This window comes from Pararhizobium sp. A13, assembly GCF_040126305.1.
In the GTDB taxonomy this organism is placed as follows: Bacteria; Pseudomonadota; Alphaproteobacteria; order Rhizobiales; family Rhizobiaceae; genus Pararhizobium.
Window position 1 is genome coordinate 3870126 of sequence record NZ_CP149510.1, and the last position, 25543, is coordinate 3895668.

Sequence of the window (25543 nt, forward strand, 5' to 3'; positions counted from 1 at the left end):
CAGCCAATACAGAAAATTCTGAAGGTCAGCGCTCTGACCTTCAGAATATATCTTCGCATTCTGAAACAAATGTCAAAGCGTAACGGAATATTATCCATCAGCATCAACACTCTTCCAATTCACCCTCCAGCAATCATGCGGGCCCGACATGGACTTTCTCAGCAGTGTACTTGGCCGCATGAACGGCTTCCTCTATCGGTGCCGAGCAGACGAGCATTATACGATGCTGGACATGACCGACGGCATGCAGCGCATATTCGGTTATCCGGTCGACGAGATCGTCGGCAACCGCGTCCGCACCTTCACCTCGATCATGTGCGAGGACGACGTGCCTATGATGGACGAGGTTGTCGGCAAGGCACTGGAAAGCCGCACCGACTGGACGCTGGAATACCGCATCCGCCACAACAAGGGCCACTATCTCTGGGTCACGGAAACCGGCGGTGGCGTCTGGGGCAATGACGGCGAACTGCTCTTTCTCGAAGGCAGCATCGTCAACATCGAATCGCTCTACCAGCGCATCGACGAGCAGACCGCCGACATGCGCGCGACCGCCTCGCGGACGGCCGAGATCCTGCACTCGCTGCGCTACCTGAAACTGCTTGCCGTCAACGCCGGCATCGAGGCTGCACGCGCCGGAACGGCAGGTGCCGGCTTTGCCGTTCTCGCCTCGGAGATGCGCACCCTTGCCAATGATTCCGAGACTGTCGCCCGGGAAATCGCCACGGCCCAGCGCAGCTCGAGCTAAGGGTTTCGCGGTCAGCGCTCGGGTGGTGTTGTCGAGAATTTTGAGATGGCCGGAATAGGAATTTTTGTGATTTATTCTTAGCCATGAGAGGATGCTCGAAAGGAGTTTCAACATGGCAACAATGACCATATCCCTGCCAGACCCAATGAAAGAATGGATCGAAGCCCAAATCAGCAAGGGCGAATACGCGAGCACAAGCGACGATGTACGTGATCTCGTGCGACGCGATCGATCCCGCCGCGATCAGGAATTGACGATAGAAGAACTGCGGCAGATCGTTACGGAATCCCGATCCAGTGGCTCTGGCAAGCAAAGACTGGACCAGATTTTCCAGAATGCCGAACGCATCGCGAATGCAAGGGGCGTGGTGCGTGACTAACTACACGCTAACGAGGCGTGCCGAAGGCGATTTGCTGATCGTGTTTCTGGACGGCATCGAAATGTTCAGTCTAACTCAGGCTCGCCGCTACAAGGATGAACTTGAACACTGTTTTCAGTTGATCGCGTCCAGTCCGCAGATGGGCCGGCTTGCCCCGGCGATTGGCGAAGGCGTTCAGCGGCACGAGCATCAAAGCCACATTATTTGTACGAGGAAACCGAACACACCGTCACAATCCTCGCAGTCGTTCCTGCGCGAAGTGTTCGCCTGCTGAAACTCTGACGGACATTCCAGCGGTAGGATCAGCTGGCCGAGTTTATCAGCGGCCAGCGATCGCCAACCTCACGACCGCGGCTTCATCTTCTCCGGATCGTAATGCGCAAACGGCACGATCTGCGCCGGCAACCGCTTCTGCTGCCCATCCAGCTTGCCGATCTCAACCTCGGTACCGACGGGCGAATGCAGCACATCCATCCGCGCCAGTGCGATCGTCCTCTTGAGGAGCGGCGAGCGGGTCGAACTGGTGACGACGCCGACCTGCGCCCGGCCGATATGCACCGTATCACCATGACCGACAGCCTCGTTAGCATCGATATCGAGCCCGACCAGCTTGTAGCGTGGGTTCTCCTTGCGCTTGATCAGCGCGTCGCGGCCGATGAAATCCTCAGTCTTCGATTTCAGCGGCACGGTGAAGCCGATGCCCGCTTCGAAGGGATCGGTCTGGTCGGAAAAATCATAGTGCGCAAACACAAGGCCGGCCTCGATGCGCACCATGTCGAGCGCCTCCAGTCCCATCGGCTTCAGCCCATGTTTTTGGCCCGCCTCCCAGACCGCATCGAACACGGCGAGCGCATCCTTCGGATGACAGAAGATTTCGTAGCCGAGTTCGCCGGTGTAACCCGTGCGCGAAACTACGACAGGTGCGCCTTCGAAATGCCCGATCCGGCCAACGGCGAAGCGGAACCATTCGAGTTCACCGATCGAGGGCTGCGACGGTGCGGTCCAGATGATCTCCCTGATGATCTCGCGGCTCTTCGGCCCTTGCACGGCAAGATTATGCATCTGGTCGGTGGACGAGCGCACCCAGGCCTTGAAGCCCTTCTTCTCGGCCTGCTCGCGCAGCCAGATGCCACTGACGTCGTCGCCGCCGATCCAGCGGAAATTGTTCTGCCCCAGCCGAAAGACCGTGCCGTCGTCTATCATGCCGCCGTTCTCGTAGCACATGGCCGTATAGACCACCTGCCCCTGCGACAGCTTGCGGATGTCGCGGGTGACGCAGTATTGCAGCAGCGCCTCGGCATCCGGCCCCGTCACCTCGAATTTCCGGAGCGGCGACAGGTCCATGACCACCGCCTTCTCGCGGCAGGCCCAGTATTCCTCGATCGGCCCGTCATTGTTGAAACGGTTCGGCAGCCAGTAGCCGCGATATTCGGCGTGGTTGCGGGTCAGCGCCGAGAAGCGCGGATGAAAGGCTGTTTCCTGGGTCATTTCGGGCTCTGCATCAGGGGTCATTCGGATGGCGATTGCGCGCGAGAATTTCTCTTTGTCTGAATAGGTGCGGACATGGATATCCGTCGGATCCCAGCCATTCGCAGCGTCGATGTCGTCCGGGCAGGACGACGAGACGCAGACGAGATCGGTCAGCGCCCGCATCAGCACGTAATCGCCCGGCCGTGACCATGGCTCGTCGAGATAGAGCTGGTTCTGGTGGTCGATGTTGGTGTTGTAGAAATAATTGAGCGCTTCCCAGCCCTTGCGCGGAGCAATGCCATAGGGCTTGAGCGCATGGTTGAAATTGTCGGTGCAATTGACATGGCCAGGGTAGCCCATGTCGTCGTAATAGCGCGAATTGCACGCAGTCGCGAAAGCATCATGACGCCCGACCGTATCCTGCACGATCTCCACCAGAGGCTCGAAATCGCGATCGAACGCCTTGGAAGGCAGCCCCGGCGTCGGATAGCTGCGTCCCAGCAGCGTGCGCGTCACCGTCGCGTCCAGCGCCAGATCAAGCCCCTTGTCCACCTTGCGGGCGGAAAAAGCCTGAAAGTCCGTGCATTGCCGGCCGCTGACGTCAATAATCTGGATGAATTCGCCCGCTCTTACGAAATAGGCCGAGGCCGTAGCAGCACGGACGCGCAAATCCTGCACCGGATCGGCCATCGGCTCGGGCAGCAGTTCCTCATAGCTTCGTTCAACATTGGCGCGTGCGACGCGCAGTTCAAGCGCTGTCGCTGTATTCTGCAGTTCCGCATCCATCGCCGGCGCTGGTGCCGAGACAATCAGCAGCCCGTCGAGCATGATCGTCAATTCTGCCGAGGCGCCCGGCGACGAGCTTTCGCCGAAAAGCACGAGCGCCTGCGCTCCGGCAGGATCGACATTGCGCCGTTTCAATGCGCTCAACGTCCGCTTGGCGCTGTCGCCGTCTCTGGCAAGGATATCCTGAAGGCCAACTGCCGGCCGCGAAAAACCAACCCCGAGACCGGCCGCGTTGAACCGGCCCTTTCCATCGACAAAGCTGACCTCGCAGAGCTGACCGCCTTCGACATCGTTGACGGTAATCCGGTCACCGGGAGCCACCTTGACGACCGTCGTGCCTCGCCCCTTGACGCGGTACCGCTCGACGCCAGCGGGCAGCGCCGGAATACCCGGCCTTAGAATCGTACTGGGCCGCGGCGGCATGAGCGCGCCTGCAAATCGTCCGGAATTGGTCATCTCAGCTCCCACCCGATGGCACAGTCGTTTCGGCAGTCTTAAAGCGCCGCTTTATGCACCGGCAATATGGCCAAACTATCCTACGGGAGATCTTGGAAAGTAAAGAGAGACTTGACCCAGAGGAAAAAAAATTCACTATGAGGATAAGCTTGGGTCGAAAAAACAAGACGGGAACCGGGTGGCGACACTGCGGAATGCAGGCTCCGCCCAACGGCAAAGACCGAAGCGAAAACCATCAATTCAGGGGACGCGCGACATACGCGCTAAGACAAAACTGGTCGAGGAGACTGTTCATGGCATCTATTGTTGAGACCGAGGGATCAGCCGCTGCCTCGGGCACCGGGCTGATTCGCGCGCTGGATTGGAAAGGAGCATTCTGGGTCGCCGCCGGCGTCCCCCCGCTCGTGCTTTTCTCCATCGGCGGCATCGCCGGCACGACGGGCAAGCTCGCCTTCGTCGTCTGGATCATTTCGATGGTGATGGGGTTCCTGCAATCCTTCACCTATGCCGAAATCGCCGGGATGTTCGGCAACAAGTCCGGCGGCGCGTCGATCTACGGGGCAACGGCCTGGCTGCGCTATTCGAAATTCATCGCGCCACTGTCGGTCTGGTGCAACTGGTTCGCCTGGTCGCCGGTTCTGTCGCTCGGCTGCGCCATCGCCGCCGGCTATATCCTGAACGCCCTATTCCCCATCCCCGGCGCCGACGCCCCGGCCGTCATGGAATGGATCAATGCCAATATGGCAACGCTGACCGCCGATAGCCCGCGCGTCGCCGAGTGGCTTGCAGCCAATGCCGGCAAGACACCGCAGGACGCCATTTCGGCCCTTCTGTCGACCGATGCCGTCACTGCGCTGACGCCTGCGATCCGCACCTGGTCGCTCGCCACCTTCGACATCCCGTTCCTTGCCACGGCAAACCTGAACGCCACCTTCGTCATCGGCGGCATCCTGATGCTGGTGATCTTCGCGATCCAGCATCGCGGCATCCAGGGAACGGCAAGCGTCCAGAAATGGCTCGCCATCATCGTCCTCCTGCCTTTGCTGGTCATCGGCCTCTACCCAATCTTCTCCGGACAGATCGACAGTGCCAACGTCACCGGCCTGATCCCCCCGACGGCGGCCTATTCCGGCCTCGATGGTATCTGGAGCAATGGCGGCTGGACGCTGTTCCTCGGCGGTCTCTATATCGCCGCATGGTCGACCTACGGGTTCGAGACGGCCGTCTGCTACACCCGTGAACTGAAGAACCCGAAGACGGATACCTTCAAGGCGATCTTCTATTCCGGTCTCCTGTGCTGCCTGTTCTTCTTCCTCATACCCTTCACGTTCCAGGGCGTTCTCGGCCATGCGGGCATGCTCGCACCCGGCATCGTCGATGGTACGGGCGTAGCCGAAGCGCTCGGCAACCTCGTTCACGGGGGCAAGATCGTCACGCAGATCCTCGTCATCCTGATGATCATGGCGCTGTTCCTCGCGATCATGACGGCGATGGCCGGTTCGTCGCGGACGCTTTATCAGGGCGCTAAGGACGGCTGGCTGCCGAAATATCTCGACCACGTCAACGAGCACGGCGCGCCCACCCGCGCCATGTGGACCGATTTCGCCTTCAACCTCATCCTGCTTGCCATCGCATCCGACGTGGCCGGCTATTTCTTCGTGCTCGCCGTCTCCAATGTCGGCTACATCATCTTCAACTTCCTCAACCTCAATGCCGGCTGGATCCACCGCATGGATTCAGGGCATGTCGCGCGCCCGTGGAAGGCACCGACCTGGCTGATCGGCGTCAACACCGTTCTCGCCTTCGTTAATGCGCTCTTCCTCGGCGCAGGCGCCAAGGTCTGGGGTTATTCCAACGCGCTCTGGGTCGGCTTCATCTTCGCCGCGCTCATCCTGCCGGTCTTTGCCTATCGCCACTATGTGCGTGATGGCGGCAAGTTCCCGGCAGGCGCGATGGAAGACTTAGGGCTCGTCGGCCAGGACCTGGGCGTCAAGAAAGCGGGCATCCTGCCCTACGCAGCACTGGCTGCCGGTCTGGCTGTGGTCCTGGCGGCAAACGCCTACTTCCAGCTTCCGGCCTGATCGACCAGAGCAAACAGCCAGAGGCCGCGCATCAAAAGGTGCGCGGCCCTTTTTTATGATGTCTCAGGGCCAGTCGGCGTAGCCCGAGGACAGCACGCTGTTTTCCGATCCTGCCGAAGCGCGAGCGATTTCACGATAGCCGGCCGGCGAAAGCCCGGTCTTGCGCTTGATGAAATGGCTGAAATAGGTCGGATCACGAAAGCCGAGGCTGTCGGAGATTTCCTGGATATTGCGGGCCGACCGCTCCAGCCTGAGCTTCGCCTCCTGCACCACGCGCTCATGCAGAAGCTGGATCGGCGAGCGCCCGAGCGCCCTCTGGCAGATCGAGTGAAGCCGATCGGTCGTGACTCCCAGCTCCGCGGCATAGTCGCGGATCGGCCGGTGCTGACGAAACCACACCTCTACCAGCTGCCGGTATCTCTGCAGGATCGAGCCGCTTTCGCCGCGCCCGCGCTGCTCGGCCTTCTCCCCGCCGGATATGCGCCAAACGGCCATCAGCAACAGCCGCATATAGGCGGACACGACCATCCAGGAAGCGCGAGACGGATCGCTGAGTTCCCGCACGAAGCCAGAAATCAGCGGAATGATCTCATGGACCGACACGGCGTCCGGTTCTTCGATCAGCTTCGGCTGCTCAATGAAAATGCGTAGCGAATAGGATTCCACCTTGTCACCGATCGCATCGACGATGATCTGCGGCGACGCGCCGATCAGATAGGCTTCAGCCCCGGCGGCGATCGAAACTTCGCAGCGCGCCTGTGGCGGCAGGAAGGCGAAGGCAGGGCCATGCAGCCGCCGATGCTCTCCATCGTCGAAATCAAGCTCGGCCTCTCCCTCCGTCAAAAGGAAGAAATGATGAAAATCGGCATAGAGCCCTTTTTGAAAGCGGATGCGCCGATGCGACAAAGACGGTTCCCGCCGCTCGCCGCGCGCGTGATGATGGATGCCCCCATCTGTCGCCATCGCATTCTTCCTCCCGAACACCAAATTGAAACCATGAATACCAGATAATAACAATATTAACCCAATAAAACACATTCCATCCCTCAAACATCGGCGTAGTCTTCCGTCATCAGCCTTTGGGAGGAGGCAGCTCAACAGACCCATGCAGGACGCGCGGCCTTCTCGGCCCGGCCCTTGCGTGCGTGCATCTCCCTTAAAGATCAACGCAGGCGCAGCCTGCAGGCGAATGGGTGAAGACGGTGTTTGTGGCAAAGCTCATGATCAACGACGAGGCGATGGACGCATCCGATGCATCCACCTTCGAGCGCGTCGATCCGCTGACCGGCGATGTCGCGACGATCGCCCCGGCGGGCTCGATTGCCGATATGGCAAAGGCCGCCAATGCCGCAGCCGCCGCCTTCCCCGCTTGGTCGGAAACCGGCCCCGGCGAACGGCGCAAGCTGCTGAATGCCGCCGCCGATATCCTGACCGCCCGCACCCCCGATTTCATCGCCGCCATGACCGGCGAGACCGGCGCCACCGCGCAGTGGGCGGCGATCAACTGCGGCCTTGGCGCCGATATCCTTCGGGAAGCCGCGGCAATGACCACGCAGGTCACCGGCGAAATCATCCCCTCCGGCATCCCGGGCAGTCTTGCCATGGCCGTCCGCCAGCCTGCCGGCGTCTGTGTCGGCATCGCGCCGTGGAATGCGCCGATCATCCTCGGCACCCGCGCCATCGCCATGCCGCTCGCCTGCGGCAACACGGTGGTTCTCAAGGCCTCCGAACTCTGCCCGAAGACCCATTGCCTGATCGGCGACGTCTTGCGCGCAGCCGGTTTTCCGCGCGGCGTCGTCAATGTCGTCACCAATGCGCCGAAGGATGCGGCCGCCGTTGTCGAGGCGCTGATCGCCCACCCGGCCGTCCGCCGCGTCAATTTCACCGGCTCGACGCGTGTCGGCCGCATCATCGCCGAATCTTCGGCCCGGCATCTGAAGCGTTGCCTGCTCGAACTCGGCGGCAAGGCACCGTTCATCGTGCTTGCCGATGCCGATATCGACGAGGCCGTGCGCGCTGCCGCCTTCGGCGCCTTCATGAACCAGGGCCAGATCTGCATGTCGACCGAGCGGATCATTCTCATGGACGAGATCGCCGACGAATTCGTCGGCAAGTTCCAGGTCAAAGCCGAAACCCTCATCGCCGGCAGCCCGCAGGATGGCAACACGCCGCTCGGCACGCTGATCAACGCCGAAGCCGTCCGGCGCGTAAAGGGTCTGATCGACGATGCATTGCAGAAGGGCGCGGTCCTCGTCTGCGGCGGCGCTGCCAACGGCACGCTGATGGATGCGACCGTGGTCGATCATGTGACGCCGGCCATGCGCATCTATCGCGAGGAAAGTTTCGGGCCGGTCGCCGCCATCATCCGCGTCGGCAGCACCGATGAAGCCGTGACGGTCGCCAACGACAATGAATATGGCCTGTCGTCGGCCGTCTTCAGCCGCGACATCAACGCGGCCCTCGCCGTCGCCAGGCGGCTCGAATCCGGCATCTGCCACATCAACGAGGCGACCGTTTCCGACGAGCCGCAAATGCCCTTCGGTGGTGTCAAGTCGAGCGGCTACGGCCGCTTCGGCGGCAAGGCGGCGATCGACGAATTCACCGAACTGCGCTGGATCACCTTGGCATCCGGCAAACGGGATTATCCGATCTAGGCATCCGAAGGAATGAACACACGGGGGCTGGGAGGCCCCGCAACAGGGAGGAAAACTTCATGAACGGCAATTTCCGTAACGGAAAATTCGATCCGGCGTCTTTGACCCGCCGCTCTTTCATTGCAGCGACCGCAGCAGGCGGCGCGGCGCTCGCACTCTCGGGCCGCACAGCCTTCGCTCAGAGCGGCGATACGCTGAAGGTCGGCTTCATCAGCCCCCGCACCGGCCCGCTCGCCGGCTTCGGCCAGACCGACGGCTACGTGCTCGACCTCGCGCGCAAGGCGCTGGCATCCGGCTTCCAGGCGGGCGGCAAGACATTCCAGGTCGAAGTCCTCGATCAGGATACTCAGTCCGATCCGTCGCGCGCCGGCCAACTGGCAAAGGACCTGATCAACAATCAGGGTGTCGACCTGATGCTAGCCGTCTCCACCCCGGAAACCATCAATCCAGTGGCCGACGCCTGCGAGGCGGCCGGCGTCCCCTGCCTCTCCACCGTCATGCCCTGGGAAGCCTGGTATTTCGGCCGCGGCGCCAAGCCCGGCGCGCCCTCGCCGTTCAAATGGACCTATCATTTCGGTTTCGGCGTCCACGAATTCTTCAAGACCTATGTCTCGCAATGGAACCTGATCGAGACCAATAGACGAGTCGGCGTCATGTATCCGAACGACGCCGACGGCAACGCCATCCGTGCCAATCTGGCGCCGCTTCTTGCCAAGGAAGGTTTCACGATCGTCGACCCCGGCGCCTATGAGACCGGCACCACCGACTTTTCCGCGCAAATTGCCCTGTTCAAGCAGGAAGGCGTCGAGATATTCAACTCCTTCCCGATCCCTCCGGATTTCGCCGCTTTCTGGCGCCAGGCGGCCCAGCAGGGCCTGACACGGCAGGTCAAGATCTGCCAGGTGGCGAAGACCGGCCTCTTCCCCTCAGACATCGAGGCGCTGGGCGATCTCGGCTTCAATATCTGCAGCGCGGCCTATTGGCACAAGGCATTCCCCTACAAGTCCTCGCTGACCGGCGTCTCCGGCACCGAACTTGCCGACGGCTATGAGGCGACGAGCGGCAAGCAATGGACGCAGCAGCTTGGCGCCAGCCTGTCGCTGCTCGACGCCGGCTTCGAGGCCTTGAAAGCGGCAAGCGATGCGAAGAGCAAGGAAGCCGTCACCAAGGCGCTGAGCACCTTGCAGACGACCACGATTGCCGGAAAGGTGGATTTCACCAGCGGACCAGTGGCCAATGTCTCGCCCGGCCCGATCATCGGAGCGCAATGGGTCAAGGCGCCGGAAGGCAGCAAATTCGCGCTCGATTACGTCGTCACGGAAAATGCCACCGACCCGAATGTGCCGGTGGGGGTCAAGACAGTTCCCTACAATGGATAACAGTTCCGTGCGGCAGCAGATAAGAGAGGCACCGCCGGGAGAAGCATTTCTCTCGGCGCAGGGGATCGACAAGCGCTTCGGGGCGCTTGTGGTTCTCGACAATGTCCATTTCTCCATGGGCCAAGCGGACGCGGTCGGCATTGTCGGTCCGAACGGCGCCGGCAAGACAACGCTTCTGAGCGTTCTCGCAGGCGCCTTTCCGCCGAGCGGAGGAACGATCCGTTTCGATGGCCGCGACGTCACCGCGCAAGGAGCCGCGAACCGCTGCCACCTCGGCCTCGTACGCACCCATCAGGTTCCAAAACCCTTCAGCGGCATGACGGCCTTCGAAAACGTCCTTGTCGCCGCCTCCCATGGCGGCGCGGCCAGCCGCGACGAGGCTTATGAGCGCGCGATCGACTCGCTGACGCTCTGCGGTATGCGCGGCGTCGCCAACCGTCAGGCCGATACGCTCGGCCTGCTCGATCGTAAACGGCTGGAACTCGCCAGGGCGCTCGCAACAAAACCGAAACTGATGCTGCTCGACGAGATCGGCGGCGGCCTGACGGATGGCGAGGCACAGGAATTGGTCGGCACGATCCTCGAACTGCGCCGCCGCGGCATCGGCATCGTCTGGATCGAGCATATCGTCCATATCCTGCTGCAGGTCGCCGAACGGCTGATCTGCATGGATGCGGGCCGGATCATCGCCGACGGCGAGCCTACAACGGTCATGAGCGATGCCGCCGTGGTCAAGGCTTATCTCGGAGGCGCACCCGCATGAGCCTCATCTCCATCCGCAACCTCGAGGTCCGCCACGGCCTGCTTCAGGCCGTGCGCGACGTCAGCTTCGATCTCGCCAAGGGCGATGTGCTGGCGCTGGTCGGCGCCAATGGCGCCGGCAAGACGACGCTTCTACGCTCCGTCGCCGGCGCCCACCTGCCGGCCTCCGGACGCATCCTGCTCGGCGATGAAGACCTCGCCGCCGTCCCCGCGCACAAGCGCATCGCCATGGGCATCGCGCTGGTGCCGGAAGGCCGCCGCCTTTTCACGCAGATGACGGTCGAGGAAAACCTGCTGCTCGGGAAAACTGCCGGCAGGCAGGGCGACTGGACCATCGACCGCGTCTTCGACGCCTTCCCCAACCTCGTCCCCCGCCGCCATGCCAAGACCGGACATCTCTCCGGCGGCGAGCAGCAGGCAACGGCGATCGGCCGCGCATTGATGAGCAACCCGGATATTCTCCTGCTCGACGAAGTCTCGCTCGGCCTGTCGCCTCTGGTCGTCGAGCGTGTTTACGCGCACCTGCAGACCCTGCTCACCTCCGGCACCACCGTCGTGCTGGTCGAGCAGGATCTTGGCCGCGCCATGGCGGTCGCCAGCCGCGTCATCTGCATGCTGGAAGGCCGCATCGTGCTCGACAAGCCGACTCGCGGCGTCACCCGCGACCAGATCACCGAGGCTTACTTCGGGCTGCATCGGACGAACACGGGGAGGACGGCATCGTGATCGACACTCTGATCCAGGGCATCCTGCTCGGTGGCTACTATGCCGTCATCGCCTGTGGCCTGTCCTTCATGTTCTCCGTCATGCGGATCATCAATCTTGCCCATGGCAGCCTGGCGGTCGCTTCGGGCTACGGCCTGTGGCTGCTCGCCTCCAAATTCGGCATCCCGCCCTTTGCCGGGCTGCTGATCGTCCTGCCCATCATGGCGGCCGTCGGCTGGCTGTTGCAGCGCTATCTGCTCGAGCGCAGTGCCCGCGGCGGTGCGCTCCTGCCGATCCTCACCACCTTCGGCCTCGCCATCGTCATCGACAACCTGCTGTTCGAACAGTTCGGCGCCGACACGCGCTCGCTGGCCCCGTTCATCGGCAGCCTGTCCTATGACAGCTGGGAACTGCCCGGCGGCATCTATGTCGGCAAGCTCGCCATCCTGATGATGGCAACCGCGATTACCCTGCTTGGCGGCCTGCAGCTCTTCCTCAGCCGTTTTGCCCTCGGCCGCGCCATCCGCGCCACGGCCGAGGATCCCGACACGGCCGGCCTCGTCGGCATCGATGCCCGCAAGGTCAATGCACTAGCCGCGGCGATCGCCATGGTGACGGTCGGCATCGCCGGTGCCTTTCTCGGCATGCGGGCGACCTTCGATCCCTATTCCGGCGGGCCGCAACTGCTCTTCGCCTTCGAGGCGGCCGTGATCGGCGGCGCGGGTTCGCTCTGGGGCACCCTCATCGGCGGCGTCGTGCTCGGCCTTGCCCAGTCGCTCGGCGCGCAATTCCACCCGCAGGGGTTCCTCATCGGCGGCCATGTCGCCTTCCTTCTCGCCCTTTTCGCCCGGCTGTTCCTGACCGGCGTGCCCATCGTCAGCCGGGCCAGCATCGGGAAAGTCCGCCTGTCCCTCCGGAGCAAGACATGACCGTCCTCGCCAACGATATCTCCGTCGAACGCTGGACCCGTTCGTCCCGGCTGGCGCTGTCAACCATGGCGGCGGTGCTCTGCCTCCTCGCCCTCGCGCCGCTTGTCCTCGGCGCCGGCGCGGTCGATCGGATGACCGCACTGTTCGTCTACGTCATCCTCGCTGCGATGTGGAACGCACTTGCCGGCTTTGGCGGCCTCGTCTCCGTCGGGCAGCAGGTCTTCTTCGGCCTCGGCGCCTATTTCACCATCCGCCTTGCCGATGCTGGGTTGAACCCGTTCCTCTCGCTGTTTGCCGCCGCTCTCATCACCGGCGCACTCTCGTTGCCCCTTTCGCTCTTCATGCTGCGGCTGAAGGGCGGCGAGTTCGCCATCGGCATGTGGGTGATCTCGGCGCTGACGCATATGCTGGTCAATCTCGACCGGCTGATCCAGGGCGAGACCGGCACCTCGATGATCTCGCTCAACGTCTATGACAGCGGCACGCGTCGCGCCGTCATCTACTGGCTGGCGCTCGCCTCGATGGCAGCCCTTCTCGGCATCCTCTTTGTCCTCCTGCGCAGCCGCACGGGCGCGGCGATCCAGGCGATCCGCGACAATGAGGACGCAGCCGCCTCCGTCGGCGTGCATGTCATCGGCACCAAGCGCCTGCTCTTCGTGCTCGCCGCCTTCGGCATCGCCGTTGCCGGCGGGCTGTGGCTGGCCTCGGCCACGACCTTCCAGCCGAAGACCTATTTCAGCGTTCAATGGACCGCCTACATGATCTTCATGGTGCTGGTCGGCGGCATCGGCAAGTTCGAGGGCGCGATCCTCGGCGCTGTGCTGTTCTTCATCATCGAGACCTTCTTCGGCGCGCTCGGCGTCTGGTACCTGATCGGGCTCGGCGCCACCGCCGTGATCTTCTCGCTCTATCTACCGCGCGGTTTGTGGGGCGAGATCGAGCGCCGCTTTGACCTCCAACTGCTTCCCGTCGGCTACCGGCTGAAATTCCCCGGCCCGAACAAAATCCAATGGGAACAATGATCTGTCCGGCCATCCGGACTCTCTTGTGAAAGGTGAATTTCATGCTTTTCGGTAAAACGATCCTGGTGACCGGCATAGCTTCCGGCATCGGCGCGCGCACCGCAGAAGTGGCGGCCCAGATGGGCGCCGAGGTCATCGGCGTCGACGTCCGCGAACCCGCCAGGGGGACCGCTGCCTTCATCAAGGGCGACCTCTCGACCGCCGCCGGCGTCGCCGATATCGTCGCACAGCTTCCGACACGCCTCGACGCGCTCGCCAATGTCGCCGGCCTCTCCGGCGATACCGGCATCGTCTCGACGCTATCAGTCAACTTCTACGGCTTGCGGGCCCTGTCCGAAGCCGTTGCCCCGCGCCTGCGCGAAAGCGGCGCCATCGTCAATGTCGCCTCGATCGCCGGTTACGGCTGGCGCGCCAATCTCGATCGGGCAAAGACGCTGATTGGCATCGAGGGCTTTCCGGATGTGGCAGCGGTTGCCGACAAACACGACCTCAGGGACGAGGAAGGCTATCCGCTTTCCAAGGAACTGCTCCTGCTCTGGACCATGCGCGCCGCCCATCAGCCGCTGTTCAAGGAACGCCGCATCCGGGTCAATGCGGTGAGCCCCGGCCCGGTCGAGACGCCGATCCTCAAACAGTTCCGCGCCGTGCTTGGCGACGCCCGGGTCGACAGCGACATCACCCGCGTTGGCCGCGCCGGCACATCCGCCGATATCGCACCCGCGATCCTCTTCCTCTGCTCGGACGGAGCCCGCTGGATCAACGGCGCCAATCTTGCCGCCGATGGCGGCCTCGAAGCCTCGATCAATGCCGAAGTCCTCGGTTTCTAGTTTCATTCCCCAGGAGCCCCTCATGAACATTTCCCTTCTCATCAACGGCACTGACCGCGCAGCCTTAAGCGGCCGCACCTATGACCGGATCGATCCCTTTACCGAAAAGCTCGCAAGCCGCGCCGCCGCCGCCGGCCTGGAGGATGTGGAAGCCGCTATCGAAGCAGCGTCCGCCGCCTTCCCCGCCTGGTCGCAGACCGGTCCTGGCCAGCGCCGTGTGATCCTGATGAAGGCGGCCGACATCATGGATGCCAAGATCGGCGAATTCACCAAACTGATGATCGAGGAGACGGGCGCCACCGCGCCCTGGGCCGGCTTCAATGTCATGTTGGCCGCCAATATCCTGCGCGAGGCGGCCTCGATGACGACGCAGATTTCCGGCGAGATCATCCCCTCCGACAAGCCGGGCACGCTCGCCATGGGCGTGCGGCAGGCGGCCGGCGTCTGCCTTGCCATCGCGCCCTGGAACGCACCCGTCATCCTCGGCACCCGCGCCGTTGCCATGCCGATCGCCTGTGGCAACACCGTCATCCTCAAGGCCTCCGAACAATGCCCCGGCACGCACCGGTTGATCGCCACCGCACTTTCTGAGGCCGGCCTGCCCGCCGGGGTGATCAACGTCGTGACCAACGCCCCGGAAGACGCCCCGGAAATCGTCGCCGCTCTGATCGCCCATCCGGCGGTCAAACGCGTCAACTTCACCGGCTCGACCAAGGTCGGCAAGATCATTGCCGAGACCTGCGGCAAGCATCTGAAGCCCGCCTTGCTCGAACTCGGCGGCAAGGCGCCGCTGGTCATCCTCGATGACGCCGATATCGACGGCGCCGTGAACGCCGCCATCTTCGGCGCCTTCATGCATCAGGGCCAGATCTGCATGTCGACCGAGCGCATCATCGTCGATGAAGCCATCGCCGATCAGTTCGTCGCCAAATTGGCCGCCCGCGCCAGCCAACTTCCGGCCGGCGACCCGCGTGGCCACGTTGTGCTCGGCTCGCTGATCAGCCTCGACTCCGCCATTAAGATGGAAGAGCTGATCGCCGACGCGACGGCGAAGGGCGCAAAACTCGTGGCCGGCGGCAAGCGCTCGGGCACCGTGGTCGAGGCGACGTTGCTCGATCATGTGACACCCGACATGCGCGTCTATTCGGAAGAATCCTTCGGCCCAGTCAAGCCGATCGTCCGTGTCTCCGGCGAAGAAGAGGCGATCCGCGTTGCCAACGACACCGAATATGGCCTGTCCTCCGCCGTCTTCAGCCGTGACGTCCAGAGGGCAATGGCGGTTGCGGCACGGATTGAATCCGGCATTTGCCACATCAACGGCCCGACGCTTCACGACGAGGCGCAAATGCCCTTCGGCGGCGTCAAGGGCAGCGGCTACGGCCGCTTCGGCGGCAAGGCTGCGATCAACGAATTCACCGACTTGCGCTGGATCACGGTTGAGGATTCCACGCAGCATTATCCCTTCTGACCCCCTTTGACGGGACCGATTTCGCCCGTGCTTGACATCGCGGGCGATTCAACCTGTAAATTCTCTGCTTCCTTCCCCGCCGGCTTGGCGTAAGCAGTGAGTTACCTCTCATGACCGACGAGACCCCGGAAACGAAACTCACCGCATCCAAGCGGCGCTGGGCCGAGGAAGGCAAGTTTCTGACGGGGAAAATCACCCGCTCAGACACCAACCGCCTGCCGCCCGGCCAGCATCTCGTCAAGAACTGGCCGGTTCTCGATCTCGGCCAGCAGCCGCGTATCCAGACAACGGAATGGGCACTGCAGATCATCGGCGCCGTCGAAAATCCGGTGAAACTCGACTGGGACGCTTTCCACCGCTTGCCGCAAAGCAACACGCTCTCCGACATCCATTGCGTGACGACCTGGTCGCGCTACGACAATCGGTGGCAGGGCGTCTCCACGCACGACCTGCTCGATCTGGTGATGCCAAAGCCGGAAGCCAAGTTCGTGATGCTGACCAGCTATGACGGCTACGCCACGAACCTGCCGCTTGAAGATTTCGCCGCCGAAGAGGGCATTCTCGCGACCGCCTGGGAAGGCGAACCGCTGACGCGCGACCATGGCGGCCCGATGCGCCTCGTCATCCCGCATCTCTTTTTCTGGAAAAGCGCCAAATGGCTACGCCGCATCGAGTTCCTGATCGGCGATCAGGCCGGCTTCTGGGAAAAGAACGGCTATCACATGCTTGGCGATCCCTGGCGCGAGCAGCGCTACTCCGGCGATTGAGCATCAGCTACGCTCTGCTGTCTCCTCCGCTTCCGGACAGTCCGGCTGCCTATCGGTATGCGCCTTCTCGCCAACAACCTCGTAAAGCTCCAGCGCCGTCGCCCTGCCCTTGACCTGCGCCTCCCCGAGCGGGCGGAAGATGATCGCGTCTCCGCATTGTGCCACCACCGCGCTGCTGGCCAGGATCGCCGTGCCATAGACCTTGTTCATGCCCTCTAGGCGTGAGGCGACATTCACCGTGTCGCCCATGGCGGTATATTGCAGCCGCTCCCTGGCCCCGACACTGCCGACGACCGCCGTGCCGGTATGAACGCCGAAACGGGTCCGCAACTCCGGCAGACCCCGCGCCTTCAGATCGGCATTGAACACCGTGAGCCTCCTCTCCACCGCCAGAGCGCAGCGGCAGGCATTCTCCGCATGACGCTCGTTGGCGACCGGCGCATTCCACATGGCAAAGACGGAATCTCCGAGAAACTGGATGATCTCGCCGCCATGGGCGCTGACGGTCTCGTTGAAGATGTCGAAATAATCCGACAGGAGGGCGAGGACCTCTTCCGGCGTACGCTGCTCGCTCAACGTCGTAAAATCATAGATATCGGTAAACCACGCGGTCACTTCCTGCCGGCGCCCGCCCCTGCCCGCGAACTCGCCGGATTCGATGCCCTTGCGCACCAGTTCCTTCGGCACATAGAGCGCAAAGGTGAAGATCGCGTCGCGCGCCCGGTTCATCGCCCGCCCGAGGGTCGATATTTCGGTGACGTGGGATGAGACTTCGCTCGGCGCAGTAAAATCGAGATCCTGCAACCGGTTTGCATTGGCAGTGAGTTGGCCAAGCGACTGGGTGATCAGCCGGGCCATGAACAATGCGGTCATGAGCCCGAGGATGACGATGGCGGCAGCAATGGCGAGCCCCTGATAGAGGTTGCGACTGGCGGCCGCCGTCAACTCGTCCAGCGGTGCCGCTACCACCGTGCGGTGTCCGGCAAGCAAAACAATCGACTTCACCGAGGTCGCCATGACGATATAAGTGCGCCCGCCGATGTCGGCGAAGCTCACCCCGCTGTCCTTCGGTAGATTGGCCCTGATGCCGGCGAGCAGTGGATCGAGGGGTCTTGAAACATCCAAGTCGCCCCTCTCCTTCAACGCCGTCATCCGGGCCATCAGCCCGCGGTCGGAATGCATGATCGGCCTCCCGGTCGCATCCATCACAAAGGCGACGGTCCCGGGGGTCAGGCGCTCACGCGCCATGAACTCGGTGATCGTGCCGAGATCGATATCCGCGCCGATGACAATGCCGCCATTGCCGCGATGCGCTTGCGAAATGCTCATGCCGAGCGCACCCGTTGTCGCCATCGTATAGGGGCCGATTGCCGCCGGCTTCATGCCATTCACCGCAGCCTGGTACCATGGACGTTTCGTGGGATCGAAGCCGGTGTTGAGAAGGCGGCGCTCCAGCATCTGGTTGCCATCCTTGTCGAGGAAGATGAGCCGGTTATTGCGCGCTTCCGCGCCCTCCGGCTCCATTGAGCGTACGGCGACAACGGCACCTGCCGGTGCGTCGAGTGCCTTGCGCCACGCCTGCGCCCTCAGATCGACGGCCTGAATAAAGGCGCCATCCGGATAGCCGGCATAAATGCCGTCGAGATCCGGTGACTGGGCGATGATTTCGCGCAGCAGCGTGATCTTGTCGCCCAAACGCTCCGGCGGCGGCACAAGGAAGGAATTGGCGATCGACGCGGTGAACCCGACCAGTGCCGTCGTGCGTCCGGAAAGTATGCCCAGGCGGTCGACCAGGCGATCGGAAAAGGCGCGCATATCGGCCTCGGCATTGACGAGGGCAGAATCCCGAGCCCGCCAGTAGCCGAAACCGACGAGCGTGCCCGAAACGGCGATCAGCAAGGCTGCCATTGCGAGACCCAGAAGCGAGCGCAGCGACCTGGTCCAGCCTGCCGATATTCCCTTTGCGACAGGACCAACCGATTGTTCCGACATGCCTTTTCTCTGACCCCGAATATGCTGCCATCACAAGAAATTGCAGCTCAAACAAGAATATCAGCGGGTGGTAAATTCGTACACAAAAACGGCGATGCGACCGTCGGCCTCCTCCTATTTCGCTCTCGCGTCTTTCAATGGCTTGCCCGAGACTTCGGCCGCCGCCTCCCGGATCGTCTGCATCAGAATGGCAAGCGGCATGGAGGGAATGGCGTTGGCCCGCATGGTCAACCCGACCGGCCCCTTCGTCTCGCTGGTATCGATCGGCAGCGTTGCCAGCATCCCGTCTTCGATATCGCCGGCGACGACGCCCGTCGAGATGATCCAGATCGCATCACTGGCCCGCACGAAGGCCCGACCGAAGGAATCGGAGACGGTCTCGATCTGGTTCGGCAGGCTGGCGATGCCGTTGGCGATCAGATAGCGCTCGACGAACGGCCGGATGATCGAGGCGCGTGTCGGCATCAGCACCGGATAGCTCCCGAGATTGTCGAACACGGACCGCTTTGCCGAAAGCAGCGGATGCCCCTTGCGCACGACGAAGACGACCTGCTCGGAATAGAGATGCTCGAAGGAAAACCCCGTCATCTGCTCGGGCGCGGCCAGGCGCCCCACCACCAGATCGAGGTCGCCGACCCGCAACTGCTCCAGAAGCACGGCGTTCTCGCCGGTGACAATCTTGATACGGCTGCCGGTGTCTTCCTTCAGAAAATGCGCCATGGCGCGCGGCATGATCCGCGTCGAGACGGTCGGAAGCGCGCCGACCCGGACCGGCGGGCCGTCACCCGACCGCTCCTGCGAAACAGAATCCAGCCCCTGCCGGATGGCCGTCAATGCCGCCCCCGCATGCCGCAGGAAAGCTTCGCCGTAACGGGTGATCTTGATGCCGCGGCCGTCGCGCTCGAACACGGCGACACCCAGCACCTCTTCCAGTTCGCGGATCGTCTTGGTCACGGCCGGCTGGCTGACATGCAGAAGGCCTGCCGCCTTCATCACGCTCTTCTGGCGGGCGACCTCGACAAAGGTCTGCAAATGACGGAATTTTACACGAGCGTCGATCATGAGAACTCATAACTTGCGAGTTAATGATAGGCAATAAAATGTCATTTTACCTAACCAGATTAAAGCCCCAATCTGGCGGCGGAGGAGAATTCCAGTGCAGTTTGCCCACATCAACGACATCACGCTCCATTATCAGGTCATTGGCGCTGCCAATGACAAGCCGGTGCTTGTCTTTGCCAATTCGCTTGGCACCGATTTCCGTATCTGGCGGGATGTGATCGTGCGGTTCGCCGGGGACTTCGCCATCGTCCTCTACGACAAGCGCGGCCACGGCCTTTCCGATATCGGCGATGTCCCCTATTCGATGGACCTGCACGTCTCTGATCTCGCCGGCCTGCTCGATCTCCTGTCCGTCAGGCAGGCGATCATTTGCGGCCTGTCGGTGGGCGGCCTGATCGCGCAGGGCCTCTATGCAACGCGACCGGATCTGGTGCGCGCGATCATTCTCTGCGACACCGCCCACAAGATCGGCACCGTGGAATCATGGAACGCGCGCATCGCGACCGTCGAGCAGAACGGTATTGGGAACATCGCCGACGGCGTCCTCGAGAAATGGTTCACCCCCGCTTTCCGCCGGCCGGAAAACAACGCCTATCACGGCTACCGCAACATGCTCGTCCGCCAGCCGGTCACCGGTTATGCCGGCACCTGTGCCGCGATCCGCGATGCCGATTTCACCGAGGCCGCAAAGCGCATCGCGGTGCCTACCCTGTGCATCGTTGGCGACCAGGACGGTTCGACACCACCCGATCTCGTTCTATCGACCGCAAAGCTTATCCCCGGCGCGCGCTACGAAGTCATCCGTGACGCAGGTCATATCCCCTGCGTCGAACAGCCGGAGGCGCTGACCGCCGTGCTGCGTGCCTTCATCGATATCGTCCTGTCTGGAGAAAAAGCCCATGAATGACGCGACCGCGCCGACCGAACGTTACCGCCAGGGCTTGATCACCCGCCGTGCCGTGCTGGGCGACCGTCACGTCGACCGGGCCCAGTCCGCCACGACGGATTTCGACCAACCCTTTCAGGAGTTGATCACGGAAGCCGCCTGGGGCAACCTCTGGTCACGGCCGACCTGGTCGAAGCGCGAGCGTTCGATGGTGACGATCGCCCTTCTCGCGGCCCTTGGCCATGACGAAGAAGTGGCGATGCATGTGCGCGCCACCGCCAATACCGGCGCCAGCCGCGCCGACATCGGCGAAGCGCTGTTACATGTGGCGATCTATGCCGGCGTCCCAGCCGCCAATCGCGCGATCAAGATCGCCAAGCAGGTTTTCGAACAGATGGACGCCGAGCAGGCGGCCTGAGGCAGAGCAACATGTCAGACCTTTCCAACAAAAAGCCCGAGACGGGCGCGTTTTTCCAGCGCGACCGCGCCTGGCATGCGCCGGCCTTGACGCCGGGCTACAAGACCTCCGTGCTGCGCTCGCCGCAAAAGGCGCTGCTCTCGCTGGACGGCACGATTTCCGAGATCACCGGCCCGGTCTTCGGCCATTCCATCCTCGGCGAACTCGACAACGATCTCATCCACAACTTTGCCAGGCCTGGCGAGAGCGCCATCGGCGAGCGTATCATTGTCCATGGCCGCGTGCTCGACGAGCGTGGCAAGCCGGTTCCCGGCGCGCTGCTCGAATTCTGGCAGGCCAATGCCGGCGGACGTTATCGCCACAAAAAGGAAACGTACCTCGCGCCGCTCGACCCGAATTTCGGCGGCTGCGGCCGCACCATCACCAACGAGGATGGCGGCTACCGTTTCCGTACCATCAAGCCCGGTCCCTACCCCTGGCCGAACGGCGTCAACGACTGGCGTCCGGCCCATATCCATTTTTCCGTCTTCGGCCACGGTTTCGCCCAGCGGCTCATCACACAAATGTATTTCGAGGGTGACCCGATGATCTGGAAATGTCCAATCGTCACCACCATCCCGGACCGCCATGCCATTGAACAATTGATCGCGCCGCTCGACTGGGCCAACACCATTCCGATGGATGCGCGCGCTTATAAGTTCGACATCGTACTGCGCGGCCGCCGCTCGACGCTGTTTGAAAACCGGCTGGAGGGCAACTGATGGTCCAGGATCTCAGCTACCTCAAGGAATCGCCGTCGCAGACCGCCGGCCCCTACGTCCATATCGGCTGCACGCCCAATTTCGCCGGCATCACCGGCGTCTATGAGGCCGACCTCGGTGCCTCCATGGTCAATGACAAGACGCTCGGCGAACGCATCACGATCCGCGGTCGCGTCATCGACGGCGCCGGAACGCCGCTGAAGGACGCGCTCGTCGAAATCTGGCAGGCCGACGCGGCCGGCCTCTACAACAGCCCGTCCGAATTGCGCGGCACGGCTGACCCGAATTTCACCGGCTGGGGCCGCTGTCCGACCAGCGCCGACGACGGCGTCTTCACGTTCGAAACAATCAAGCCAGGGCGCGCACCCTACAAGGACGGGCGGAAAATGGCACCGCACGTCACCTTCTGGATCGTCGCACGCGGCATTAATATCGGGCTTCACACCCGCATGTATTTCGCCGACGAAGCGCAAGCGAACGCCGAAGACCCGCTGCTCGCCCGCATCGAACATCGTCACCGCGTTGCCACACTGGTCGTGCCGCGCGAGGGCTCTATCTATACGTTCGACATTCACCTGCAGGGCGAGAAGGAAACCGTCTTTCTCGACATCTGATGCATGTCGCCCAAAAGTGTGCAGCGGCTTTGGGCGACGAAATGTATAAAAATAAAGACCTAAAGCGCATCGGCGCTTTAGGTCCAGGAACCCGGGACAGACATGACCGCCTCCGTCTTCGATCATCCGTTTCTCTCGGGCCTGCTGGGCGACGAGGAAATTGCCGCCTTCTTCTCCGCAGACGCGGATATCCGTGCCATGCTGTCCTTCGAAGCCGCATTGGCGAAGGCGCAAGCTGAGCATGGCATAGTTTCGAAGGATGAGGCGGCGCGCATCGCGGACGTCTGCGGCAATTTCCTGCCGGATGTCCTGGCCCTGCGGCGCGCGACGGCAACGGACGGCGTGGTAGCCCCCGAGCTGGTCCGCCAATTGCGCAAGGCAATCGGCGGAGACGCCGCAGAGAAGCTGCATTTCGCCGCAACGAGCCAGGATGTCATCGACACCAGCCTGATGCTGCGCCTGACATCGGTTTGCAGGCTCCTGTGCGGCCGCCTGGATGAGCTTCGCGCGGCTTTCGAAGAGATCGACCGGCAATGGGGTTCAAACCCGCTGATGGCGCATACGCGCATGCAAGCTGCCATCGCCATCACGGTTTCGGATCGTATCGCCGCGTGGAGTGCGCCGCTCGCCAGTTACCAGGACCGGCTGGAGCGAATGGACGTCGTGTCTTTCCCGCTGCAGTTCGGCGGCGCCGCAGGCACGCTCGAAAAGCTGGGCGACAAGGCCGGCAGTGTCCGCGCAGCCCTTGCCGAACATCTAGGTCTCGCCGATCATCCGCAATGGCAGACCCAGCGGACGACGATCGCCGACCTCGCCCACATCCTGTCGCTGATATCAGGCAGCCTTGGTAAATTCGGTAAGGACATTACATTGCTCGCGCAGGCCGGCAATGAGATCGAACTGTCGGGCGGTGGCGGCTCCTCGGCGATGCCGCACAAGCATAATCCGGTGGCCGCCGAAGCGCTGGTGTCGCTCGCCCGCTTCAACGCCGTGCAACTCTCCGGCATCCACCAAGCGATGGTGCACGAGCAAGAGCGCTCAGGCTCCGCGTGGACGCTCGAATGGATGCTCCTGCCGCAAATGGCCATCGCCTGCGGCGCCAGCCTGCGGTTGGCTTCGACGCTCGTCGGCCAGATCAAGCGGCTCGGTGCAGCGAAGAACTAACCTCTCAACTGTCGAAAACACGACAACGCCGCCTGTCCCCTGATACCCGCCCTTTTGGCGGGTATCAGCGCTCCCAAGTCCTTGGGCGCTTGGAAGTCTTTCACGCGATCGACATCGCGTCGCTGGATTGCCGGCACAAGGCCGGTAGAGAGGGTGAAATATGACCGGCTTCGCCAATCCTCTGCCCTGTAGCTCTCGCAACTACGCAGGTCTTGATCACGCGACGGAGCAGCTGTTGCTGTTCAGCGAAAAGCGAGAAGCCTCAGTTCGCCTTGTTCTTGAACGGCTTGCGCTTGGCGCCCTCGGCGCCCGGCTTGTCGAACTTCGGCTTTTCGAATTTCGGCTTGCCAGGCTTCTTGCTCCACGGCTTGGTATCCGTCTTTTCCGATGAGCGATTGTCGGCCCCGGCAAATTCCGGCTTTGCATCGAACTTGCGCTTCGGCTTGCCTTCGCCCTTCCAGTCCGGCTTGGCGTCGCCCTTCCAGTCGGGCTTGCCGGCCTTCTTGCCCGCATAAGGCGTACCCCGCGACCCGCCGGAGAGATCCGGCATACCGTCGAGCTGCCTGACCTGGATGCCCTTTTCAAGCGCCCGCTTCGGCCCGACCGCTTCGACGAAACGATCCACCCAGTCGCGGGCGATCTCGACATAGGTCTCCTCGGCCTGCATCTTGATCGCGCCGATCTCCTGCTTGGTGATGCGGCCGATGCGGCAGAGCATCGGGATCAGCCAGCGCGGCTCGACATTCTGCTTGCGGCCGGCCGACAGCGAGAACCAGACGCTGTCGCCGAAATCTCCGCGCGGCGCCCTCGGCTCGCCACGATCCGGACGATCACCGCGGTCGCCACGATCTGTTGACGGCGTGAAGGACGGCGTGTCCATCAGGTCTTCCGGCGCTGAGCGCCCGGCCCGCGACAAGCGCACGAAGGCAGCAGCAACCTGTTCGGCACCGTGCTTTTCGAGAAGCTCACGGACGAAATCCTGCTCTTCCTCGCGGATCGCTTCCTCGAAGGCCGGGTCAGCCAGGATGCGTTCGTCGTCGCGTCGGGTGACTTCGTCGGCTGACGGCGGCTTCGCCCAGGTCGGCGTAATATTGGCGTCGCGCAGCAGCCGCTCGGCCTTGCGGCGGGCGCTGTTGGGCACGATCAGCGCGCTGACCCCCTTGCGGCCGGCCCGGCCGGTGCGCCCGCTGCGATGAAGGAGCGTTTCGGGATTGGTCGGCAGGTCGGCGTGGATGACCAGTTCGAGACCGGGCAAATCGATGCCGCGGGCTGCCACGTCTGTCGCGATGCAGACCCGGGCGCGCCCATCGCGCATCGCCTGCAGCGCGTGGGTTCGTTCGTTCTGGCTAAGCTCGCCCGACATGGCGACGACCGAGAAACCGCGATTGTTGAAGCGGGCCGTCAGGTGATTGACGGCCGCACGCGTCGAACAGAACACCAGAGCATTGCGCGCCTCATAGAAGCGCAGGACGTTGATGATCGCATTCTCGCGATCCGATGCCGCAACGGTCAGTGCGCGGTATTCGATGTCGAGATGCTGTTTCTGCTCGGCCTGCGTCGAGATGCGGACAGCGTCACGCTGGTAGCTCTTGGCAAGATTGGCGATCGAGCGCGGCACGGTCGCCGAAAACATCAAGGTGCGCCGTTCGGCCGGAGCTTCCTCGAGAATGAATTCAAGATCTTCGCGAAAGCCGAGATCAAGCATCTCGTCGGCTTCGTCAAGAACGACGGCCTTGAGCGCCGACATATCCAAGCCATTGCGGCGGATGTGGTCGCAGAGCCTGCCCGGCGTTCCAACGACAATGTGGGCGCCGCGATCGAGTGCGCGGCGCTCGGTGCGCATGTCCATGCCGCCGACACAGGAAGCAACCGTCGCGCCGGTCAGTTCATAGAGCCATTCCAGCTCGCGCTTGACCTGCAGCGCCAGCTCGCGGGTCGGCGCCACGGCAAGCGCCAGAGGTGCGCCGGCCTGGGCGAAACGCTCCTTGCCGTCGAGCAGGGTCGAGGCGAGCGCGAGGCCAAAGGCCACCGTCTTGCCCGATCCGGTCTGCGCCGAGACCAGCGCGTCGCGGCCTTCCAGTTCGGCGCCGAGAACCGCCTTCTGGACCGGGGTCAACTCGGAATAGCCGCGCTTCGTCAACGCCTGAGCGATCGCCGGAGCGATGCTGTCGAACTCTGTCATATGTTTGTCTTTCGGAATTCGGATGCCGTGC

The 25543-nt window shown here is 62.7% G+C and carries 23 protein-coding genes; 18 read left to right on the forward strand and 5 right to left on the reverse strand.

Annotation, left to right across the window (positions count from 1 at the left end; all coding sequences use genetic code 11):
• The first annotated feature begins 148 nt into the window (after positions 1-148).
• The 3 genes from WI754_RS18960 to WI754_RS18970 all read left to right on the forward strand — a co-directional run bounded on the left by WI754_RS18960 (position 149) and on the right by WI754_RS18970 (position 1401).
• The gene (locus WI754_RS18960) at positions 149-748 is read left to right on the forward strand and encodes a PAS domain-containing protein (protein WP_349434991.1); all 600 of its coding nucleotides are present in this window, start codon (positions 149-151) and stop codon (positions 746-748) included.
• Between the two features lie 112 nt (positions 749-860).
• Complete coding sequence (locus WI754_RS18965) at positions 861-1127, forward strand: type II toxin-antitoxin system ParD family antitoxin (RefSeq protein WP_349434992.1); 267 nt, start codon at positions 861-863, stop codon at positions 1125-1127.
• Entirely contained in the window at positions 1120-1401 is a 282-nt protein-coding gene (locus WI754_RS18970; protein WP_349434993.1) for a type II toxin-antitoxin system RelE/ParE family toxin, read from the forward strand. The genes WI754_RS18965 and WI754_RS18970 overlap by 8 nt, the downstream gene beginning before the upstream one ends.
• Positions 1402-1469: 68 nt before the next feature.
• Here the strand turns inward: WI754_RS18970 and WI754_RS18975 are convergent, their stop codons facing one another.
• Positions 1470-3806, reverse strand: a complete 2337-nt coding sequence (locus WI754_RS18975) for a DUF1989 domain-containing protein (protein WP_349437871.1) — start codon at positions 3804-3806, stop codon at positions 1470-1472.
• Between the two features lie 326 nt (positions 3807-4132).
• Here WI754_RS18975 and WI754_RS18980 point away from each other — a divergent pair, with 326 nt between their 5' ends.
• Entirely contained in the window at positions 4133-5920 is a 1788-nt protein-coding gene (locus tag WI754_RS18980) for an APC family permease (RefSeq protein WP_349434994.1), read from the forward strand.
• Between the two features lie 63 nt (positions 5921-5983).
• Here the strand turns inward: WI754_RS18980 and WI754_RS18985 are convergent, their stop codons facing one another.
• Positions 5984-6883: an AraC family transcriptional regulator gene (locus WI754_RS18985; protein WP_349437873.1), complete on the reverse strand. Its 900-nt coding sequence runs from the start codon at positions 6881-6883 to the stop codon at positions 5984-5986.
• Between the two features lie 257 nt (positions 6884-7140).
• Between WI754_RS18985 and WI754_RS18990 the strand changes: the two genes are divergently transcribed.
• From WI754_RS18990 to WI754_RS19030, 9 genes are all read left to right on the forward strand, one after another.
• Entirely contained in the window at positions 7141-8574 is a 1434-nt protein-coding gene (locus WI754_RS18990; RefSeq protein WP_349437874.1) for an aldehyde dehydrogenase, read from the forward strand.
• A 59-nt stretch (positions 8575-8633) separates the two neighbouring features.
• Complete coding sequence (locus WI754_RS18995) at positions 8634-9953, forward strand: ABC transporter substrate-binding protein (protein WP_349434995.1); 1320 nt, start codon at positions 8634-8636, stop codon at positions 9951-9953.
• Positions 9946-10716: an ABC transporter ATP-binding protein gene (locus tag WI754_RS19000; RefSeq protein ID WP_349434996.1), complete on the forward strand. Its 771-nt coding sequence runs from the start codon at positions 9946-9948 to the stop codon at positions 10714-10716. The genes WI754_RS18995 and WI754_RS19000 overlap by 8 nt, the downstream gene beginning before the upstream one ends.
• A complete protein-coding gene (locus WI754_RS19005; protein ID WP_349434997.1) occupies positions 10713-11441 on the forward strand; it encodes an ABC transporter ATP-binding protein in 729 nt (242 codons plus the stop codon). The genes WI754_RS19000 and WI754_RS19005 overlap by 4 nt, the downstream gene beginning before the upstream one ends.
• Entirely contained in the window at positions 11438-12349 is a 912-nt protein-coding gene (locus WI754_RS19010; RefSeq protein ID WP_349434998.1) for a branched-chain amino acid ABC transporter permease, read from the forward strand. Before WI754_RS19005 ends, WI754_RS19010 begins: the two co-directional genes overlap by 4 nt.
• On the forward strand, positions 12346-13371 hold the full coding sequence (locus WI754_RS19015; RefSeq protein WP_349434999.1) for a branched-chain amino acid ABC transporter permease: 1026 nt from the start codon (positions 12346-12348) through the stop codon (positions 13369-13371). Before WI754_RS19010 ends, WI754_RS19015 begins: the two co-directional genes overlap by 4 nt.
• 41 nt (positions 13372-13412) lie before the next feature.
• Complete coding sequence (locus WI754_RS19020) at positions 13413-14198, forward strand: coniferyl-alcohol dehydrogenase (protein WP_349435000.1); 786 nt, start codon at positions 13413-13415, stop codon at positions 14196-14198.
• Between the two features lie 22 nt (positions 14199-14220).
• Positions 14221-15666, forward strand: coding sequence for an aldehyde dehydrogenase (locus WI754_RS19025; protein WP_349435001.1), 1446 nt, complete (start codon positions 14221-14223; stop codon positions 15664-15666).
• A 110-nt stretch (positions 15667-15776) separates the two neighbouring features.
• Positions 15777-16433: a sulfite oxidase-like oxidoreductase gene (locus tag WI754_RS19030; RefSeq protein WP_349435002.1), complete on the forward strand. Its 657-nt coding sequence runs from the start codon at positions 15777-15779 to the stop codon at positions 16431-16433.
• A gap of 3 nt (positions 16434-16436) precedes the next feature.
• On the opposite strand, the gene WI754_RS19035 is transcribed toward WI754_RS19030, so the two are convergent.
• Both WI754_RS19035 and pcaQ read right to left on the reverse strand, forming a co-directional pair.
• Positions 16437-18425, reverse strand: coding sequence for an adenylate/guanylate cyclase domain-containing protein (locus WI754_RS19035; RefSeq protein WP_349435003.1), 1989 nt, complete (start codon positions 18423-18425; stop codon positions 16437-16439).
• 114 nt (positions 18426-18539) lie between these two features.
• Positions 18540-19487 carry a pca operon transcription factor PcaQ gene (pcaQ, locus tag WI754_RS19040; RefSeq protein WP_349435004.1) on the reverse strand — a complete coding sequence of 316 codons (948 nt, stop codon included), beginning with the start codon at positions 19485-19487 and terminating at the stop codon, positions 18540-18542.
• 94 nt (positions 19488-19581) lie between these two features.
• Between pcaQ and pcaD the strand changes: the two genes are divergently transcribed.
• The 5 genes from pcaD to WI754_RS19065 all read left to right on the forward strand — a co-directional run bounded on the left by pcaD (position 19582) and on the right by WI754_RS19065 (position 23330).
• Positions 19582-20394, forward strand: a complete 813-nt coding sequence (gene pcaD, locus WI754_RS19045; RefSeq protein WP_349435005.1) for a 3-oxoadipate enol-lactonase — start codon at positions 19582-19584, stop codon at positions 20392-20394.
• Positions 20387-20791: a 4-carboxymuconolactone decarboxylase gene (gene pcaC / locus WI754_RS19050; protein WP_349435006.1), complete on the forward strand. Its 405-nt coding sequence runs from the start codon at positions 20387-20389 to the stop codon at positions 20789-20791. The genes pcaD and pcaC overlap by 8 nt, the downstream gene beginning before the upstream one ends.
• An 11-nt stretch (positions 20792-20802) precedes the next feature.
• A complete protein-coding gene (gene pcaH, locus WI754_RS19055; RefSeq protein ID WP_349435007.1) occupies positions 20803-21552 on the forward strand; it encodes a protocatechuate 3,4-dioxygenase subunit beta in 750 nt (249 codons plus the stop codon).
• Positions 21552-22166 (forward strand): protocatechuate 3,4-dioxygenase subunit alpha, encoded by a 615-nt coding sequence (pcaG, locus tag WI754_RS19060; RefSeq protein ID WP_349435008.1) that lies wholly within the window; start codon positions 21552-21554, stop codon positions 22164-22166. Before pcaH ends, pcaG begins: the two co-directional genes overlap by 1 nt.
• 102 nt (positions 22167-22268) lie before the next feature.
• Complete coding sequence (locus WI754_RS19065) at positions 22269-23330, forward strand: 3-carboxy-cis,cis-muconate cycloisomerase (protein ID WP_349435009.1); 1062 nt, start codon at positions 22269-22271, stop codon at positions 23328-23330.
• A 262-nt stretch (positions 23331-23592) separates the two neighbouring features.
• Here the strand turns inward: WI754_RS19065 and WI754_RS19070 are convergent, their stop codons facing one another.
• Positions 23593-25512, reverse strand: a complete 1920-nt coding sequence (locus WI754_RS19070; protein ID WP_349435010.1) for a DEAD/DEAH box helicase — start codon at positions 25510-25512, stop codon at positions 23593-23595.
• Positions 25513-25543: the final 31 nt, after the last annotated feature.